The organism is Spirosoma fluminis (assembly GCF_054778895.1).
Genome location: NZ_BAAGZD010000019.1, coordinates 91536 through 108092, shown reverse-complemented (window position 1 = coordinate 108092; position 16557 = coordinate 91536). Strand labels below are relative to the sequence as shown.

The 16557-nt window shown below is 52.8% G+C and carries 16 protein-coding genes; 8 read left to right on the top strand and 8 right to left on the bottom strand.

The genetic code is table 11. The features are described 5' to 3' along the window. The first annotated feature begins 54 nt into the window (after nucleotides 1-54). From ACYVBJ_RS19475 to ACYVBJ_RS19460, 4 genes are all read left to right on the top strand, one after another. A complete protein-coding gene (locus tag ACYVBJ_RS19475) occupies nucleotides 55-1047 on the top strand; it encodes a glycosyltransferase family 2 protein (protein ID WP_460983976.1) in 993 nt (330 codons plus the stop codon). Nucleotides 1048-1208: 161 nt separating this feature from the next. Beyond that, entirely contained in the window at nucleotides 1209-2525 is a 1317-nt protein-coding gene (locus tag ACYVBJ_RS19470) for a hypothetical protein (RefSeq protein ID WP_460983975.1), read from the top strand. A gap of 8 nt (nucleotides 2526-2533) precedes the next feature. Beyond that, a complete protein-coding gene (locus ACYVBJ_RS19465) occupies nucleotides 2534-3829 on the top strand; it encodes a hypothetical protein (protein ID WP_460983974.1) in 1296 nt (431 codons plus the stop codon). Beyond that, on the top strand, nucleotides 3819-5351 hold the full coding sequence (locus ACYVBJ_RS19460) for an MBOAT family O-acyltransferase (RefSeq protein WP_460983973.1): 1533 nt from the start codon (nucleotides 3819-3821) through the stop codon (nucleotides 5349-5351). The genes ACYVBJ_RS19465 and ACYVBJ_RS19460 overlap by 11 nt, the downstream gene beginning before the upstream one ends. A gap of 39 nt (nucleotides 5352-5390) precedes the next feature. On the opposite strand, the gene ACYVBJ_RS19455 is transcribed toward ACYVBJ_RS19460, so the two are convergent. The 5 genes from ACYVBJ_RS19455 to prmC form a co-directional block, all read right to left on the bottom strand. Then, complete coding sequence (locus tag ACYVBJ_RS19455; protein WP_460983972.1) at nucleotides 5391-5588, bottom strand: hypothetical protein; 198 nt, start codon at nucleotides 5586-5588, stop codon at nucleotides 5391-5393. Beyond that, complete coding sequence (locus ACYVBJ_RS19450; protein WP_460983971.1) at nucleotides 5564-5893, bottom strand: hypothetical protein; 330 nt, start codon at nucleotides 5891-5893, stop codon at nucleotides 5564-5566. Before ACYVBJ_RS19450 ends, ACYVBJ_RS19455 begins: the two co-directional genes overlap by 25 nt. Nucleotides 5894-6123: 230 nt before the next feature. Next, complete coding sequence (msrB, locus tag ACYVBJ_RS19445; RefSeq protein ID WP_460983970.1) at nucleotides 6124-6627, bottom strand: peptide-methionine (R)-S-oxide reductase MsrB; 504 nt, start codon at nucleotides 6625-6627, stop codon at nucleotides 6124-6126. 36 nt (nucleotides 6628-6663) lie between these two features. After that, nucleotides 6664-7641 carry an AAA family ATPase gene (locus ACYVBJ_RS19440; RefSeq protein ID WP_460983969.1) on the bottom strand — a complete coding sequence of 326 codons (978 nt, stop codon included), beginning with the start codon at nucleotides 7639-7641 and terminating at the stop codon, nucleotides 6664-6666. A 479-nt stretch (nucleotides 7642-8120) separates the two neighbouring features. Beyond that, complete coding sequence (prmC, locus tag ACYVBJ_RS19435; RefSeq protein WP_460983968.1) at nucleotides 8121-8969, bottom strand: peptide chain release factor N(5)-glutamine methyltransferase; 849 nt, start codon at nucleotides 8967-8969, stop codon at nucleotides 8121-8123. Between the two features lie 113 nt (nucleotides 8970-9082). Here prmC and ribD point away from each other — a divergent pair, with 113 nt between their 5' ends. After that, complete coding sequence (gene ribD / locus ACYVBJ_RS19430; RefSeq protein ID WP_460983967.1) at nucleotides 9083-10156, top strand: bifunctional diaminohydroxyphosphoribosylaminopyrimidine deaminase/5-amino-6-(5-phosphoribosylamino)uracil reductase RibD; 1074 nt, start codon at nucleotides 9083-9085, stop codon at nucleotides 10154-10156. A gap of 36 nt (nucleotides 10157-10192) precedes the next feature. Here ribD and nagA read toward each other — a convergent pair whose 3' ends face one another. Beyond that, the gene (gene nagA / locus ACYVBJ_RS19425; RefSeq protein WP_460983966.1) at nucleotides 10193-11395 is read right to left on the bottom strand and encodes an N-acetylglucosamine-6-phosphate deacetylase; all 1203 of its coding nucleotides are present in this window, start codon (nucleotides 11393-11395) and stop codon (nucleotides 10193-10195) included. A gap of 108 nt (nucleotides 11396-11503) precedes the next feature. Here nagA and ACYVBJ_RS19420 point away from each other — a divergent pair, with 108 nt between their 5' ends. From ACYVBJ_RS19420 to ACYVBJ_RS19410, 3 genes are all read left to right on the top strand, one after another. Further along, the gene (locus ACYVBJ_RS19420; RefSeq protein WP_460984152.1) at nucleotides 11504-12784 is read left to right on the top strand and encodes a 3-phosphoshikimate 1-carboxyvinyltransferase; all 1281 of its coding nucleotides are present in this window, start codon (nucleotides 11504-11506) and stop codon (nucleotides 12782-12784) included. 427 nt (nucleotides 12785-13211) lie between these two features. Continuing rightward, on the top strand, nucleotides 13212-14222 hold the full coding sequence (locus tag ACYVBJ_RS19415; RefSeq protein ID WP_460983965.1) for an NAD(P)H-binding protein: 1011 nt from the start codon (nucleotides 13212-13214) through the stop codon (nucleotides 14220-14222). Between the two features lie 68 nt (nucleotides 14223-14290). Next, the gene (locus tag ACYVBJ_RS19410) at nucleotides 14291-14635 is read left to right on the top strand and encodes a DUF4260 domain-containing protein (RefSeq protein ID WP_460983964.1); all 345 of its coding nucleotides are present in this window, start codon (nucleotides 14291-14293) and stop codon (nucleotides 14633-14635) included. A gap of 25 nt (nucleotides 14636-14660) precedes the next feature. Here ACYVBJ_RS19410 and ACYVBJ_RS19405 read toward each other — a convergent pair whose 3' ends face one another. Beyond that, nucleotides 14661-15689: an AraC family transcriptional regulator gene (locus tag ACYVBJ_RS19405; protein WP_460983963.1), complete on the bottom strand. Its 1029-nt coding sequence runs from the start codon at nucleotides 15687-15689 to the stop codon at nucleotides 14661-14663. A gap of 42 nt (nucleotides 15690-15731) precedes the next feature. Continuing rightward, entirely contained in the window at nucleotides 15732-16481 is a 750-nt protein-coding gene (locus tag ACYVBJ_RS19400; RefSeq protein WP_460983962.1) for an ABC transporter substrate-binding protein, read from the bottom strand. Nucleotides 16482-16557 lie beyond the last annotated feature (76 nt).

The following is a 16557-nucleotide window of genomic DNA, read 5'->3' as shown; positions in this document are numbered from 1 at the left end:
CAAGAGGCAAAAAGACGTACTTTTGCGGGCAGAGAATCGTCCTTTGTTACGCCTTTGTCAGACCCGCAGATTTCCATTGTTGCTCCATTGTATAATGAAACAGAATCGTTCCCGCACCTGGTAAAGCGGTTGAACGCTGTGATGGAGTCAACGTCCCTATCGATTGAAGTTGTGCTCGTTGATGATGGCAGCCGCGACAATACGGCCGCGTTAATGCAGCAGCTTGCCCTGGCAGATGGCCGGTATCATTGTGTTTTTCTGTCGAGAAACTACGGCCATCAAACAGCGTTAACGGCCGGTATGGCTGCCGCCAGAGGTACCGAAGCCTTATTCATCATTGATGGGGATTTGCAGGACCCGCCCGAGCTGCTGACGGAGTTCTATGAAAAGTATAAGGAAGGGTACGACGTTGTGTATGCCGTTCGGAAAAAGCGGAAAGAAAGCTTTTTTAAACGGCTGGCTTATTCGGCCTTTTACCGGTTCATGCGGTCAATCTCCTACGTCGACATTCCTTTAGACAGCGGTGATTTTTCGCTGATCAGCCGACGGGTGGCCGATGTCCTGAATCAGATGCCCGAAGAAAGCCGCTTCATTCGGGGTATGCGGAGCTGGATCGGGTTTCGGCAGATCGGTGTGGAATATGAACGCGATGCCCGCGTAGCCGGAGCGCCAAAGTACTCCTTTAAAATGCTGCGTAAGCTGGCGTATAACGGGATTTTTAACTTTAGTGAATATCCCATTAAGCTGGTTACCCGACTGGGTTTGATCACGATCGGTATATCAGGTCTTTATTTCATCCAAACGCTGGTAAAAAAATACTTTTACGGCGATGTTCCACAGGGTTTTACCGCGCTTCTGTTCGTCATCATTCTGTTCAGTGGCGTTCAGTTGATTGCGCTCGGCATGATCGGGGAGTACGTGTTACGTATCTTCTTTCAGACGAAAGGGCGGCCTTTATACGTTGTGCGGGAGATTATCCGGCAGCAGCAGCGGCAATCGGCCTATGGCCCGGACAGGTCTTATGTACGACAAGACGAGAAATTATAAGATTTTATATACTATTGCTGTAAGATAGTGCCATCCCGGAATATTAGGCACGGCCTTTGTAACTGTTTTTTGAGTTGTACAGTGTTCCTGTGGGGCAGTTGGACAATTATAACACCAGGGAGATAATCCCTTAAGCGCCTAATTCTATTTGCCAAACTTGTATGATTTCATTAGGGACTACCTCTTTGGTCAAAGTAATTATTGCAGCCGGTTTGGCAATAGTTGTTCTGTTGGCCTATTTCAATCGTAAGCGGTTGAAGCCGCTGCTAACCCGCCACGAAACCGCTACGGTGTTTTTGACGTTCGTGGCCCTGCGTATAGTACCGTTCGTTGTGGTGTATTTACTGTTAGATCAGGACCCGCGTAGTGATGTCGATTTCTTTTACCGTAAGGCCATCGCAGCTATGCAGGGTAAATTGGTATACCGGGACTTTCTGTCCTACCACGCCCCCTTGTTTGGCTATCTGATCAGTCTGCCTTTATTTATCTGGTACAGTGCCAAATCGATTGTTCTTCTGATGGCGCTGGCCGAGTTTATTGTGGCTCGGGCAACCTTACGCTATTACAACAATCGAGTTGACGGCGGGATCGTGTGGTTTGTGCTGTATTACCTGCTGCCTTTGCCTTTTGTGGCCATGATTCTCAGCAGCGAAGAGGATCTGTGGATGTGGGGTTTTGGTTTAATTGTGCTGGCCCTGCCCGAAAGTCGGCGATTCAGTCTGTGGGCGGGCATTATCTGGGGAATCGGCATGCTGACGATTAAATTCATGCTGGTGGTGCTCCTGATTCCGCTGTTCTTTATTGTGCCGAACCGGCTTCAATACGTAACGGGCCTTTTGCTGGTGGGTATTCCCAGTCTGGCCATTCTGTATGGCCTAGTCGGCATGGATTTTCTGATGCCTATTCAGCACTCGTCCCTGCCGATGACGCCCAATGCCGTGAGCGTGTTACGTCCCTTGTTCGGAAATTATTTTGATCAGGTTCCGCTCACCTACCTTAACTGGTGCGGTTTGATCCTGACCATTGGGGGCGCTTCATTCATCGGTCATCAGTACCGGGCGCTGGGCTACCGACGCCTGATGCCCTTATTGTACGTGTTCACGTTTAATCTGTTTATGGTATGCCTGCCAAGCTCACCGGGCTATTATCTATTTACCTACGCACTGCCACTCGTCTTTGTCGTTCTGTCGGTGAATGATCGCCCGAAGCTGTGGATTGCGTTCACGCTGCTGAATTTCCTGGCCGTTGCACAGCCCATTTTATCCGTTATTTACAATGATCAGGAGTTATACAACGGCTGGTCGCTGATTAACCGACCTTCCGAGTGGATCGATTACCTGTTTCAGTGTGTCGAACTGGGCATATTGGTGTACATGCTACGTATCGTTTTAAGGCAGTTATGGTTTGCATCGGACCGTCAGGAGCTTGTTGAAGTGCCCGTTCCCGGCCATCCATCCAAGCCGTTTCTGGTTGATTAGTCGAACAAATGTTTATTGTCTTTGTAAAATCTGGGGTTTCGGTTGCGCTGGCGTTGGTACTTATTCTGGTACTGAACCGGCGAAGCTGGATCAAAACTCAGTTCGATTCGTCGGTACAGGTGCCGTGGTTGCTCGTTTTCTGGACTGTGTTTCGCCTGTTACCGTTTGTGGGCGTTTACCTGATCCTGGGCTATATGCCCCAGTCTGACGCATCCGAGTATTATTATCCAATCAGCTTAACGGCTCTGGACGGGGGGATTCCGTACCGGGATGTGTACAGTGGCTACTCGCCGTTGTTTGGGTACTGGATTGCTCCGTTTTTAGCCGTCTGGCGCGACTCGCGGATGGTGGTGCTGGTTATGCTGCTGGTCGAAGGGCTGGCGGTTCTGCTAACCTATCGGTATTACAAAAATCAGGATTCAACCGGCGACCGGTTGTTCCGCGCCTTGTTTTATTACCTCTTGCCATTGCCCTTCACCATGTCGGTGTTCAGCGGACAGGAAGACGTAGTGCTGTGGCTTTTCGCCCTGCTGGCCATTCCGTTCATGGACCGTCAGCCGCTGCTGGCCGGTGTGGTACTGGGCCTGGGCATGATGGCAACCAAAATTGTATTTGCGCTGGTGCTGATGCCGGTATGCCTGCTCATGCTGGGTAATCTGCGCACGGCTATTCGATTTGGAGTCGGGTTAGCCATCGTGATTTTGCCGGTAATGGGGTGGATGTACTGGAAAACGGGGTTACTGTTTTTACAGCAGCAGTCGTCCGAAGGCGATATCATTAAAGCGCCCAACTGGCGTTCGGTGCTTAACCCGGTGCTGACCGACGGACTACGTTCCGTAGGAGCGATCTGGAAATGGGGTGGACTGGCCATTACCTTGCTGGTTATTTTAGCCGGCACAGGATTTGTGCGCAGCCGGGCTCCCCGCTGGCGCTATCGGGACTACGTACCGTTTATCTTTGTGCTGGTGTATAGCGTCATGACCGTTGTGCAGCAGAACGCAATCAGTCATTACGCCTATTTGTTTATGCTGCCGCTGGTGTTTACATTAGTCGACTTTCGGCGCAATCGCTGGTGCATTGGGCTGATTGGGTTCAACGTACTGGCGGCTATTCACCCGTCGTTGTGGTGGCGGCTGGGGATGCCCGTTTACGATCGGCTGTCGGCTCTGCTCAAGCCGATTGCCCTGCTGGAATATTCAATTGAAGTGTTACTCGTTATTGGTTTTTTCTATTACGCCGTTCAGGCTATGAACGCCCTGCGCCGACCTCGATCGGTGACGCAGGCCGAACCGTATGCTGTTTAATTCGCTACAGTTTCTACTTTTCTTTATTGTCGTTACGCTGAGCTACTTCGGGCTGAAGTGGCGGGGCCGCTGGATCCTGTTGCTGGTAGCAAGCTGCTACTTCTACATGGTGCTCAAGCCCGAGTACATTCTGATTCTGTTCCTGACTATTGTTATCGATTACTTCGCCGGAATCTGGATCGAACAGTCGGGGGGTAAAACCCGGAAATGGCTGCTGATCATATCGCTGGTGTCGAACCTGGGTATTCTGGCCTTTTTTAAGTACCTGGGTTTTTTTACGGAGAACATATCCTGGCTGTTCGAGCATTTGAATATGCCAGGCGTGGCCGGGAAAGCCATGAATATCGGCAATCGGCTGTTTGTTAAAGTTCTGCACCTGTTTGGCGAGAGTGGCATTTCGTCGTTTAAAGACAATAAGAGTATTTTGCCGGTGGGCCTGTCGTTCCACACGTTTCAGGCCATGAGCTACACCATTGAGGTGTACCGGGGTAATCATAAGGCGGAGCGGCATTTTGGTATTTATGCACTCTACGTCATGTTCTATCCGCAGCTCGTGGCGGGTCCCATCGAACGGCCGCAAAACGTCCTGTGGCAGTTTCACAAGACGTTTCCCTTCGACTTCGAGAACGTAAAGGCGGGCCTGATGCAGATGGCCTTTGGCCTGTTCAAGAAAGTTGTAATCGCGGACCGGCTCGCTATGCTGGTCGATTACGCTTATAACGACCCATCGGAGCACAATGGGCTCACCTTACTGGCGGCAACCTTCTTTTATACCATTCAGATTTACTGCGACTTTTCGGGCTACTCGGACATTGCCATTGGAGCCGCGCGGGTGATGGGCTTTACGCTCATGGAAAACTTCCGAACGCCCTACATTGCCCAGTCGGTATCGGAATTCTGGCGACGCTGGCACATCTCGCTGTCGACCTGGTTCCGCGATTACCTGTACATTCCACTGGGCGGCAACCGAAAAGGAGAAGTCAGGCAGTACCTGAACATGCTGATTGTATTTCTGGCGAGTGGACTCTGGCACGGGCCTAACTGGACGTACGTAATCTGGGGCGGCCTGAATGGGGTCTACCAGATTCTGGCCGTACTGCGCGACAAGCTGCTGGTCCGGCTCGGCTTCTCAGCAACGCCAGCCCGTATGGTCACCTCGCCGGTAGCCGGAACAGAACGCCAGCGGTCTCCGATACGTATCGTAGGTAACGTCCTGTTTACGTTTGTGCTGATCATGCTGACGTGGGTGTTTTTCCGGGCCCGTAATCTGAGTGATGCTATGCTGATCCTGCAACGTATTGCGACGCTCTCGCCAACCGAGTCAATCGATAGCCCGATGAACGCCATTGAGATGGGATTTAGCGTTTTCCTGATCGGGTTTCTGCTGGTGAAAGAATACTTCTATCTCTATATCCCAACCCGGAATACCGTCCGGTTCTACGCGCTGTTCGTGCTCATTACGTTCGTCACCTACTTATTCGGCGTATTCTCGTCAAACCAGTTTATTTACTTCCAGTTCTAACCGGGTGAGCTGGGTCTGGTTGAGGGATTCATTACTGAACTACACAAACGCCGTACTCAGACTGCGAGTACGGCGTTTGCTTGCTACGTTGTGGTAGTAAACGGGCGCGCTCTTGAATTTCACCTGCACCGGAACGGGTGAGGTGCCGTAGTAGAACACACCCGATAAGGTGCCCTTGGTGGGCTTGCCATTGCCTCCGTGTTCGGTAACGTTCAGCGTACATTGCCCGCTATCCATTTGCCCGATAGGGGCTCGTAATAGCCCTGGCTGAAGCCACCACCATACCCGAGCATGGCAACGGCTTCGTTTACAGTTCCTTTCGGTTCAGGAAACGCGTAGGTGCCTTTCCCCTTGAAATTGTAGACGATAAAACTAACCATCGGCAGACCGTTTCCCGACACCATACCCGCCCGAAGCCCGGAGCCGGTCAAGGTTAATGCTGAGGTGCCCTCTACGTTTATAAACGAGCTTGACTCAACGCGAATGGGTTGCACAAGAATAAGCCGCCCCCACTGCTTCAGGTCGATTTCGGCTCCAATCACGACCGGATTTGTGGCGGGTTCGCGGGGCGGGGCCTCATAGGTTGCGTTGGCATACGTCCGCTCTTCCGTGATTTGCTCAATGTTTGTGTAGTCTGTACTTTGTTCAGTCCCGGCCGTGGCTCCGTTGATGGTCCAGCGGACTACCCAACCGTCAGTCGCTGGCAGACACGGGTAGTTAACTGGGCATATCGCCGGTTGGGTTGCAAAAGAACGATTGCCCGTTAGTCACATCAGGGCGTTAAGGCCAGCGCCACGCCGTTCATGCAGTAGCGAAGGCCAGTTGGCTCTGGGCCATCCTTGAACACGTGGCCCAGATGCGCGTCGCAAACCGAGCAGCGAACTTCGGTGCGGCTGCCGTCGGGTTCGGTATAAATCGCATTCGCCACAATGGGCGCGTAAAAGCTTGGCCAGCCGGTACCTGACTCAAATTTTGTCCTGGACGAGAATAGCGGATTCCGACAGCCGACGCAGACGTACGTGCCGGGCTTGTGTTCGTGCGTAAGTGGGCTGCTGTTCGGCCATTCGGTGCCCCGATTACGCATAACCCGATACTGCGACCAGGTCAGGATGTTTTTCCACTCAGCCTCCGGCTTTTCGACCCGTCGGCCACCGGGTGACGTAGCACCGGGAGGAAGGTGACGAGCGACTTTAGGCTTCGCTACATAGGTGCCGTAAAACCAAAGGCCACTTGCTACCACAAGGGCGATGATGAGGAAAAACTGGTTCTGCTTCATGGGTATGTATAAAACAGAATTCGGTACGGGACTGGTTCAGCGGCCAATGGCGACCTTCCGCAGAATCGAGTCGATCACCTGCAGGGGTGTAATGCCATCGGCTTCGGCTTCGTAATTGAGCATGATGCGGTGGTTGAACACGTCGGGAGCTACTTCTTTGATGTCTTCGGGCAGCACGTAATCGCGCTGATCGAAATAAGCGAGGGCTTTAGCGGCCAGGTTTAAGTGGATACTGGCGCGGGGCGACACGCCGAACTGAATGTACCGGGCTTCGTCGCGAAGGTTGTATTCCATCGGACGACGGGTGGCAAAAACGAGTTCGATGATGTAGCGTTCGAGGGTTTCGGAGATGCTGATGCTGTTGATCTCATTCCGAATGGCAACTAAGTCGTCTTTCACCAAAACTGGCTGCACCTCGTAGTCAAAATTCATGTTCGACATTCGGCGCATGACCTCCAGCTCATCGTCTTTGCTCAGGTAATCAACGAATACCTTCATCATGAATCGGTCGACCTGGGCTTCGGGTAGGGGATAGGTACCTTCCTGCTCCACGGGGTTTTGAGTGGCCAGAACCAGAAATGGCCGGTCGAGCACGAACGTTTCTTCGCCGATGGTCACCTGTTTTTCCTGCATGGCTTCCAGTAAAGCCGCCTGCACTTTGGCGGGCGACCGGTTGACCTCATCGGCCAGAATCAGGTTGGCAAAAATTGGCCCCTGCTTCACTTCAAACTCGGCCGTTTTCTGATTGAAAATCATCGTGCCGATCAGATCGGCGGGCAATAGATCCGGCGTAAACTGAATGCGCTGAAAATCCAGTTCCAGTACTTTGGCAAGCGTGTTGATGGTCAGGGTTTTGGCCAGGCCCGGGACCCCTTCCAGCAGGATGTGTCCGCCCGTAAACAAACCAATAAGCAGCCGGTTCAGCAGCCGATCCTGCCCAACCACCACCTGGCTCATCTCCCGGAACACTTCCCGAATTTTTGTGTGATACGTAGTCGAAGTTGACGCCTGCATCCTTATGAAGTTGTAAGGTTGTATGGTTATACAGTTGTATAGTCCGTGTCGCTAATCGGTGTTTAAGTTTCCCTTTGAATAGCGTCTCCCTTTATTGTCTGTGTTGTTCAAATAAAAAAGTAAGCTGTCGATGATTCGGCTCACTTCATCTGCTTGTATATAGAGCTGATCAAACGTTGTCTGTGTAACGTAGCGGTTTCCAATGAACGGTATAACTGCGACCGAACCTCCCGACCGTCGTATCTGACGCTTTAAGTCGTAATCGTCATGGAACGTTTTATCCCGTGGAGTTTCATGAATACTGCTTGACAAAAGTCTGGCTTTCTGCCAAGCCCTGAGGGCTTCTAATCGGTTAACGGTAGCCATGTCCTGAGTTGTAAGGCTCTATAGTTATGCAGTATTAAGATTCAATGCTCGTAAGTTAGAAGTTCGGTGGAGCAACTTTATAACTGTATGACTATACAACTTTACAACTTCAATCAAAACGTGGCTCGGATACTACGGTCTTTGCCGTGGATGTCTTTATATACCTGAATTTTGGTAAACCCCCGATCGGCAAACACCTGCTGGGTAGCCTCACCAAAGCGCTCATTGATTTCAACGTAACAAGCCCCATCTTTCGTCAGGTGGCGAACGCAGAAATCCGCGACCGCCTTGTAAAACACCAGCGGATCGTTGTCCTCGACGAACAAAGCCAGATCCGGCTCGTAGTTGAGTACGTTGCGGTTCATATCGGCCGCTTCGGAACGCGTTACGTAGGGCGGGTTACTCACCACACAATCAAACCGCTGGGTAAAGTCAGCCGGTACGTTCAGGATGTCCTGAATCCCGAACGTTACGTCAGCGTTCAGATGCTCCGCGTTACGCTGGGCCAGCGCTAGCGCTTCAGCCGAAACGTCCCAGCCCGTTACCACCGACTGGGGCAGAAACCGGGCGAGCGTAACGGCAATGCAGCCGCTGCCCGTGCCAATGTCAAGAATGGGAACGTCGTCCGTACGATCGGCGAAATCGTGCATAATCAGCCGCACCAGATCTTCGGTTTCGGGCCGTGGAATCAACACATCGGGCGACACCTCAAATTCCAGCCCGCAGAATATAGTGGTGCCAATAACGTGCTGAATGGGCTCCTGCCGGTTCAGCCGTTCCAGAATCTTGAACCAGTCGGGCTCGGTGCGGTTTGGTGGAAGCGGTTTATCGGTAAGTACGTCGGTTTTGCGCAGACCGAAGTAGTGATCCAGGAGCATAAACGCCATTTCCCGCGCTTCTTCGGGTGGGTAGGCTGTAATATTCTTACTTAAGCGTTCGTATAGCGGTTTGGCTGTAGCCATTCGGTCGAGGTCGTGTAATTTTGTGTAAAACTAAATTTTAGTTTTTAGTTTTCGACGGTTCTCCGTCCCGGTTGTCAGTTTTCCGGTACAGTGAGCCCTCAAATCGACAAGTAATGTCCGAAAACATACAAATTCTGTTCATGCGCCGGGCACTGGAACTGGCTACCCTGGGCCGGGGGCAGGTGAGCCCTAATCCGATGGTCGGCTGCGTGATTGTTCATGGCGCAACCGGTGACGAACGAATTATTGGCGAAGGCTGGCATCAGCGCTATGGCGAAGCACATGCCGAACGTAATGCCGTCCTGTCGGTACGTCCGGAAGATGAGCATTTGTTATCCGAAAGCACAGCCTACGTAACGCTGGAGCCCTGTTCCCATTATGGCAAGCAGCCACCCTGTGCGGATTTACTCATCGAAAAGCGGGTAAAGCGGGTAATCTGCTGCAACGATGACCCCAATCCACTCGTAGCCGGGCAGGGGTTTCAGAAACTACGCGATGCCGGTATTGCCGTTGAAACCGGCTTGCTGCAGGACATGGGTCGGGACCTTAACGCTCGCTTTTTTCTCTTTTTTGAAAAACAGCGCCCTTACATCATTCTTAAATGGGCGGAAACAACCGACGGATACATAACCGGAGCGGGCGGCAAACAAGTTCAAATCAGTGGGCCACTCAGCCAGCGCCTGGTGCATCGGTGGCGGACGGAGGAGGACGCCATTATGGTCGGCACAAACACCGCCCGAACTGACAATCCGCAACTGAACGTACGACGTTGGCCGGGGCGTAATCCAATACGTATCGCAATCGATAAACAACTAGCCTTACCTCCCGATCTGCACCTGTTCGATGGGTCGCAAGCTACGCTGGTTTACGGTCACGTTTCGAACAACGAAGATGATTCGGGCAACGAAATGACAGAAGCTATGCAGTATATTCGGCTCGATCCGGATAAACCGTTCCTGACTCAGCTTCTGAACGATTTATACCAACGCCGAATCCAGTCCGTCTTGGTGGAAGGCGGCACTACGTTGCTGAACTCGTTCATCGACGCCGGTTTGTGGGATGAAATGCGCGTGTTTCGCAGTCAGACCCTGCTCAACGGGGGCGTGAACGCACCAACTGTGCGGGGCAATCTCGTCAGCCGGGAGCGGGTAGGTGACGATGAGCTAACCGTCTATAAACCGCATTAAGAGCTTCTGAAAGGAGATAAGTAAGTATCAGCTTCGTTAACGGAGCTGCTCACCGGTTGCCCATACGTTTTTCACGGTTAACGATTTGTCGAGTCGAACCAGATTGGCTACATACCCGGCTTGAATCGCACCGAGTTCATGACCTAATCCAATAATTTCGGCTGGAATTACGGAGGCCATCCGTAAGGCGTCGGTAAGCGATAACCCAACCCGATCCACGCAAATTCGCACGCAGTCGATCAAGGTTATGGCCGATCCGGCCAGCTTTCCTTCATTGTTAACGTAACGGCCCCGCGTGGATTCACCCGGCCGGAACCCGCCGGACTCGTCCGTGTCGGGTTCAAACCGAACGACGAACTGGCCTAAGCTGAAGTCGGGGCGGGGTGGGTTGGCGAACAAAGCGTCCGAAATCAGAAACAGCCGGTCGCCGAGTTGTTTGCGAGCAATGCGAATGGTGGCTGGGTCGCAGTGGTAACCGTCGGCAATGATACTGGCCCGAACGTGCTGATTGTCGAAGACCGCGCCAACAACGCCGGGTTCGCGGCTTTCAAATCCGCGCATGGCATTGTAGAGGTGAGTGGCTAACGGTATGCCTACTTCGTCAAACGCGTGCATCGCCTGCTGATATGTAGCGTTTGAATGACCCAGGGAAAGCAATGTATTGGGGTGTTTCAGCCGGGTAAGGGTCTGTAGCTGTTCGGTCGACAACATTTCTGGTGCCAGTGTCAGAATACGCACGGCGTCGGCATTAGTACTGAATAGGGCTTCCAGCTCTCCCTCGGCGGGTGTGCGCACAAAGGCCGGGCTGTGGGCTCCGCGTTTGACTGGGTTGAAATAAGGCCCTTCAAGGTGGATGCCGGGTACGCCATGCGGGTTCTCGGTACGTACAACCTGCCCGGCGGCCATCGCCTGCTGCATGATCTCCAGCGAGGTTGAGTGAATCGTCGGCAGCAGGGTCGTCGTGCCGTTGCTGGCGTGCGAGTCGTAAATATGCCGGACGGCTTCGGGGGTTGGCTGCTCGTTCAGAAAGATGTGTGAGCCGCCATAGAGCTGCAAATCGATCAGACCCGGTATGAGGTAATCGCCGTCGAGATCAATGACTGCTCCGTCGCTGCCGTTTTTATCGACTAGGTTTTGTGCGGTAGAAAGTTCCTGAATCCGGCCGTTGGCAACGTAGACAGAAGCGCCCGTCAGCCATTGGGTGCCGGTAAAGACGGTTGCGTTGAGAAAGTAAGTCATTTGTAAAAAAAGAATTCAATCTGGGGTAACAAGCCATTAATGGCCGGAATCTACCAGGATTTTCGTTTTTTTGCGACTCGTTTGTCTCCCAATCAATTTGCCAGTCTTTTGAACGCCGTCCGCTTAATCCCCCCAGCTACTTCTGTTGAAGGCAGTCCAGTCCGGGCCACCATTCCGTTGGCTTCGTCGAAAAGTGAAAGCAATCGCGCCTTAATTATTGACGCACTAACCGGTTTCCAGAGCGATCTTCAGAACCTGTCGACCGCCCGCGATACGCAGACGATGATCCGCCTGCTCCGGTCGGAGGACAGCACGGCCGATGTGTTGGATGCCGGTACAACGATGCGGTTTCTAACGGCTTATTTTGCCGTAGCGGGGCAGCAAAAAACAATGACCGGTACACCGCGCATGTGCGAACGGCCGATTGGTATTCTGGTCGATGCGCTACGTGTTCTCGGAGCCGACATTACGTATCTGAACAATGAGGGCTACCCACCTTTGCAGTTAAACGGCTTTACATCGTCGGGCGAGAGCCGGGTGAGCATCCGGGGCGATGTGAGCAGCCAGTATATATCAGCCCTGCTGATGATTGCGCCCAAATTGCCCCAGGGAATTACGCTGAGCTTAACCGGCGCGATTGGATCACGTCCGTACATCGAGATGACGATGGCGCAGATGGCGTATTTCGGTGCCGACGTTCGGGCCGATTGGTCCACCAACACCATCACCGTTGCTCCGATACCGTATACTGCCAGAACGTACCAGGTCGAGTCCGATTGGTCGGGAGCGAGCTACTGGTACAGCGTTGTGGCAGTAGCCAGCGACCCGTCGACGGAGCTTGAATTACTCGGTCTGAAAGAGCAGTCATTGCAGGGCGACAGCGCCATTGTCGAGATCATGCAGTCCCTGGGTGTTGTCAGTACGTTCACGGAGAAAGGCGTTCGCCTGACCAAACGCCCAACGGAAGCCGCGCTTTCGTGGGACTTTACGGATTGCCCTGATCTGGCGCAGACGGTCGCCGTTTGTGCGGCCGTAAAAGGCATTACGTTAACCCTGACCGGTATCGAAAGCCTTAAAATCAAGGAGACCGATCGCGTGGCGGCTTTGCAGGCTGAGCTGCAGAAGATTGGTGCCGAATTAGTTGAAGTAGACACGAATGAGCGGTACGAAGTGCATCAGGTAAGCCAATCATCTGCCGAGCGCATTCCGGTCATTCACACCTACGACGATCACCGCATGGCGATGGCGTTTGCGCCGGTGGCTATGCAGCGCGAGGTGATTATCGAAGAGCCAGGCGTGGTGGCGAAGTCCTACCCCTCGTTCTGGGACGATATGGCGAAAGTTCTGACCGTAAAGAACATACGTGCTGCTTCGGAAAACGCGAGATAGAATAAGTCAGGGGCGTTAACCGTCTTGAACGGTTAACGCCTTGTAAAACGAAAGTGCTGTGAATCTGCTGATTAGAAGATTGTTGGTATTTGTTTGTTTCCTGGGTTTACTCAACTGTAAACAGCCGACGGTTGACGGCGATTGCTATCGGTGCCGGATCGATGCGACAACCACCGTGATAAACTCCTCCGTTATTACCAATTCTGCTACGTATGACGTATGCGGGGAAGTCGCCGTCGAAAATTTTAAGCGGACCAATACGTTCCAGAAAACGAACGCGACGACTATTCTTGCTTCCAGGGCTAGCTGCGAAAAACGGTAGGCTTCTCCTTTTTTCGTAATCCGTCACTCGATTTGCATCTTTAGTCAGCGACGACCTGACGTTTGCGCGTGACCTTTGACAAGTCTTTTTTAACGCGCAAACGTCATGAATTCGGATTCAATAAACACGCTCGTTCTGGGCGCAACGGGGAGTATCGGGTACGCGGTCACCCAAAATCTGCTGGCCCGTCGGCTACCGGTGACCATCCTGGTCCGAAACCGCGCCAAGGCAGAAGCGTTGTTCCCTAATGCCGCTACGTTAACCATTGTCGAAGGTGATGTGCAGGACGTAGCGGGGCTAAAAACCACTGCAGTTGGGAAAACGCATATTTTTCACGGCATCAATTACCCGTATCACCAGTGGTTCGGCAACATGGATAAGGCTACGCAGCATGTGATCGACGCAGCCGCTCAGCATGGGGCTACCCTCGTTTTTCCCGGGAATGTCTATAATTTCGGCAACGCCAAGGAACCCATCCGGGAAGATAGCCGCCCGAATCCCGTCAGTAAAAAAGGAGAGTTACGCGTTACCCTTGAAGCGATGCTCGAACAGGCGGCTACCGAAGGGCGCTGTCGTGTGCTAAATGTTCGGTTGCCCGACTTCTGGGGGCCAAACGTTCTGAACGCCGGAGTGAAGCCTATTTTTGAAGGTGCCCTGACGGGCAAAGCTTTGCCCTGGCTCCTGAACGCCAGTATTCCACACCAGTCCGTATACACAAATGATGCCGCTGAGGTTATTGTGCGCCTGATGCTACGGAAGGCAACAGCGCCTTATGAAGTCTGGAATTACGGTGGGCATACGTTCCCATCTACCCGGTGGTTTTTCGGCCGGGTTGCCGCTATAACCGGTAAACCGTTACGCGTGCAGATTCATAGCCGGTTCGCCATCGGTTTCCTGGGTTTGTTCGTGGCCGTCGTTCGGGAGGTAAAAGAAATGCTGTATCTCTACGAAAATACGATCCTGCTCGATGACGCGAACGTGCGGGCCGCCTTCCCTGATTTTCAGGAAACCCCAATCGACGAAGCCATCACCGAAACGCTGACCTGGTTTGCCCGGCATCAACTAAAGCAGCCGTTTATGCCCGTATCGACCGCAAACACAGCTGCCAGCGTTTAATGCTGATCATCCTGGTATTCGCCAGGCGACCTTTTTCAAACATCCATTTACTCTAAATCAACCTGTCAATGAAAACCTTACTCAAATCCGAAGAACTAGCCTTGTTTTTGGCAAGCATTTATCTGTTTTCCCGCCTGAATTTCGCCTGGTGGTGGTTTCCAGCCCTATTGTTAGTGCCCGATCTGAGTATGATTGGTTACCTGATCAACCCGGCGGTTGGCGCGGTGCTTTATAATGTTGTGCATCATAAAGGGCTAGGACTGGCGATTGGGATATTGGGCCTGATTCTGGGTAACCAATACCTGATGCTGGCTGGCGTAATACTCGTTGCCCACTCCTGCATGGACCGCGTGGCTGGTTACGGCCTGAAATACCTCGATAGCTTCAAGCACACAAGTCTGGATACGTTGTAGCCGCTTACTGGACTGGTTCCGGGCGTTAGGCTGCGCGAACCTGGCTGTTGAGATTCCGGTAGGCACCGGGGGTATGACCCGTCCATTTCTTGAATGACCGAAAGAAAACGCTCGGCTCGGCAAAGCCCAGCAGGTACGCGATGTCGGTTGTACTCAGGTTCGGTTCGCGCAGGTGCTTAACTGCCAGCTCTTTACGAATATCGTCGAGAAGCTGCTGATACGTAGTGCCTTCATCTTTCAGGTGAAGCTGAAGCGTCCGGACGCCCATTGCCAGCCGGTCGGCTACGATTGCCAGCGTAGGTTCTTCGCCTTTCATCAACGCAATGATTTCGGTACGTACGCGGGCGCTTAAGGTTGGTTTCTGGAGCCGACGTAATAAATCGTCGGCGTGCTGCTCGAACAGGACCGACAGGCTCGGACTGGCGTTCAGGATCGGCGTATCGAGCAAAGCGGCATCCAGTACCATCGTCGTTACGTCGGCGTCAAAACTTACCCGTGCCGGAGCAAAAACGCGTTCGTGCTCCGAGATGTCGAGTGGCCGTGGATACGCGAACCGGATCTCCTGAGCCGCAACCGGCATGCCTGTTAAGGCCCGGATGGCGGAGAGATAAACCGACAACTCAGAGTTAAGGACGTAGGCCGGATAAATAATGTCGGGACTTGTCAGGTGAATCGATAGCCAGAACTGATCGCCTTCCCGATGCCCAACGGTTCGTGTGCCTTCGCAGACAATATCCTGGTACTGGCAGAGCTTTTCGAACGCTTTTCCCAACGTAGTGCAGTGCATCATTACGTAAGCCAGTACTCCAATCGAAACGGGATGAATCATTTCGCCGATGTGCAGCGCAATGTTTGGGTCGCCGGTCGCCGTTACGAGTTCACGCCAGAGCTGCTGTGCCTGCCGGATCGTTACGCGTCCATCGGGATCGCGAAGCTGTTCGGGACGAATGCCCACCGCCCGGGCCAGCGTATTGGTATCCGCTCCCCGTTGCTGGGCGGCAAACAGAATCAGATTGACCGAGGCAATAGAAAGGGTGTGGTCGGGTGATTGCATTAGACGTAATAAAAGACGAGAAAAGCACAGCCAGACAGCTAGCTAAACCGCCAGTCGGGCGATTTCTGCGTGCAAGTTCTTAAAATAATCAGCGGTCCGCAACAACCGGCTCCCGTACCACGAGAACAGTTCGCCATCCACAATCAATACCTGTGCGGAAGGGCATATAGCCTGAAACTCGGCGATGTGCTTTTCGGTAAACGGATAAGGCTCCGACGACAGAAAGATCAGCTCTGGCTGGGCAGCCTGAAGTCCGGTCGGTGTTACTTCCGGATACCGGGTCTGACCAGCAAAGGCGTTGCGAAAACCCGCTGTGTCGAGCATAGCATCGATGAACGTATCGTTTGCGGCAACCATATACGGAGTGCGCCAGATAAAATACGCGACGGATTGGCGCGGTTCGGTACGAACACCGCGCAGGCTTTGCTCAATCTGCCGGGCCATTTGCTCTGCATTATCCGGTTTGCCAACCAAAACGCCGACTTCCCGAATCATAGCCAGTGCGTCTGGTAAGGTCGTCATATCGGTTACGTGTACCCGGTAATGGTGTTGCAGCTCCTCAATCTGCCCGCGGGTGTTTTCTTCCTTATTGGCCAGGATCAGGTCAGGTTTCAGGGCATGAATCCGGTCGAGGTGCAGGGTCTTGGTGCCGCCCACAATCGCCTTCTCCTTTACCTTGTCCGCAGGATGGATACAGAATTTGGTAACGCCCACAATCTCAGTGTCTAAACCTAAGTCGAAAAGGAGTTCGGTCTGCGAAGGAACCAGCGAAACGATACGTTGTGGAGGCATGTAAGGGCTTTTGGGACGTAAAAACGGCTACTTAACCTCAATTTAACGCCTTTCGCCAAAGTTTTAGGTAGAGGTT

Coding starts and splice junctions, on each gene's coding strand:
- prmC (WP_460983968.1), bottom strand. CDS start 8,969: ATGGCTACAGCCAAACCGCTATACGAACGCTTAAGTAAGAATATTACA.
- ACYVBJ_RS19405 (WP_460983963.1), bottom strand. CDS start 15,689: ATGCAATCACCCGACCACACCCTTTCTATTGCCTCGGTCAATCTGATT.
- ACYVBJ_RS19470 (WP_460983975.1), top strand. CDS start 1,209: ATGATTTCATTAGGGACTACCTCTTTGGTCAAAGTAATTATTGCAGCC.
- ACYVBJ_RS19440 (WP_460983969.1), bottom strand. CDS start 7,641: ATGCAGGCGTCAACTTCGACTACGTATCACACAAAAATTCGGGAAGTG.
- ACYVBJ_RS19415 (WP_460983965.1), top strand. CDS start 13,212: ATGAATTCGGATTCAATAAACACGCTCGTTCTGGGCGCAACGGGGAGT.
- ACYVBJ_RS19455 (WP_460983972.1), bottom strand. CDS start 5,588: ATGGATAGCGGGCAATGTACGCTGAACGTTACCGAACACGGAGGCAAT.
- ribD (WP_460983967.1), top strand. CDS start 9,083: ATGTCCGAAAACATACAAATTCTGTTCATGCGCCGGGCACTGGAACTG.
- msrB (WP_460983970.1), bottom strand. CDS start 6,627: ATGAAGCAGAACCAGTTTTTCCTCATCATCGCCCTTGTGGTAGCAAGT.
- ACYVBJ_RS19465 (WP_460983974.1), top strand. CDS start 2,534: ATGTTTATTGTCTTTGTAAAATCTGGGGTTTCGGTTGCGCTGGCGTTG.
- nagA (WP_460983966.1), bottom strand. CDS start 11,395: ATGACTTACTTTCTCAACGCAACCGTCTTTACCGGCACCCAATGGCTG.
- ACYVBJ_RS19410 (WP_460983964.1), top strand. CDS start 14,291: ATGAAAACCTTACTCAAATCCGAAGAACTAGCCTTGTTTTTGGCAAGC.
- ACYVBJ_RS19460 (WP_460983973.1), top strand. CDS start 3,819: ATGCTGTTTAATTCGCTACAGTTTCTACTTTTCTTTATTGTCGTTACG.
- ACYVBJ_RS19400 (WP_460983962.1), bottom strand. CDS start 16,481: ATGCCTCCACAACGTATCGTTTCGCTGGTTCCTTCGCAGACCGAACTC.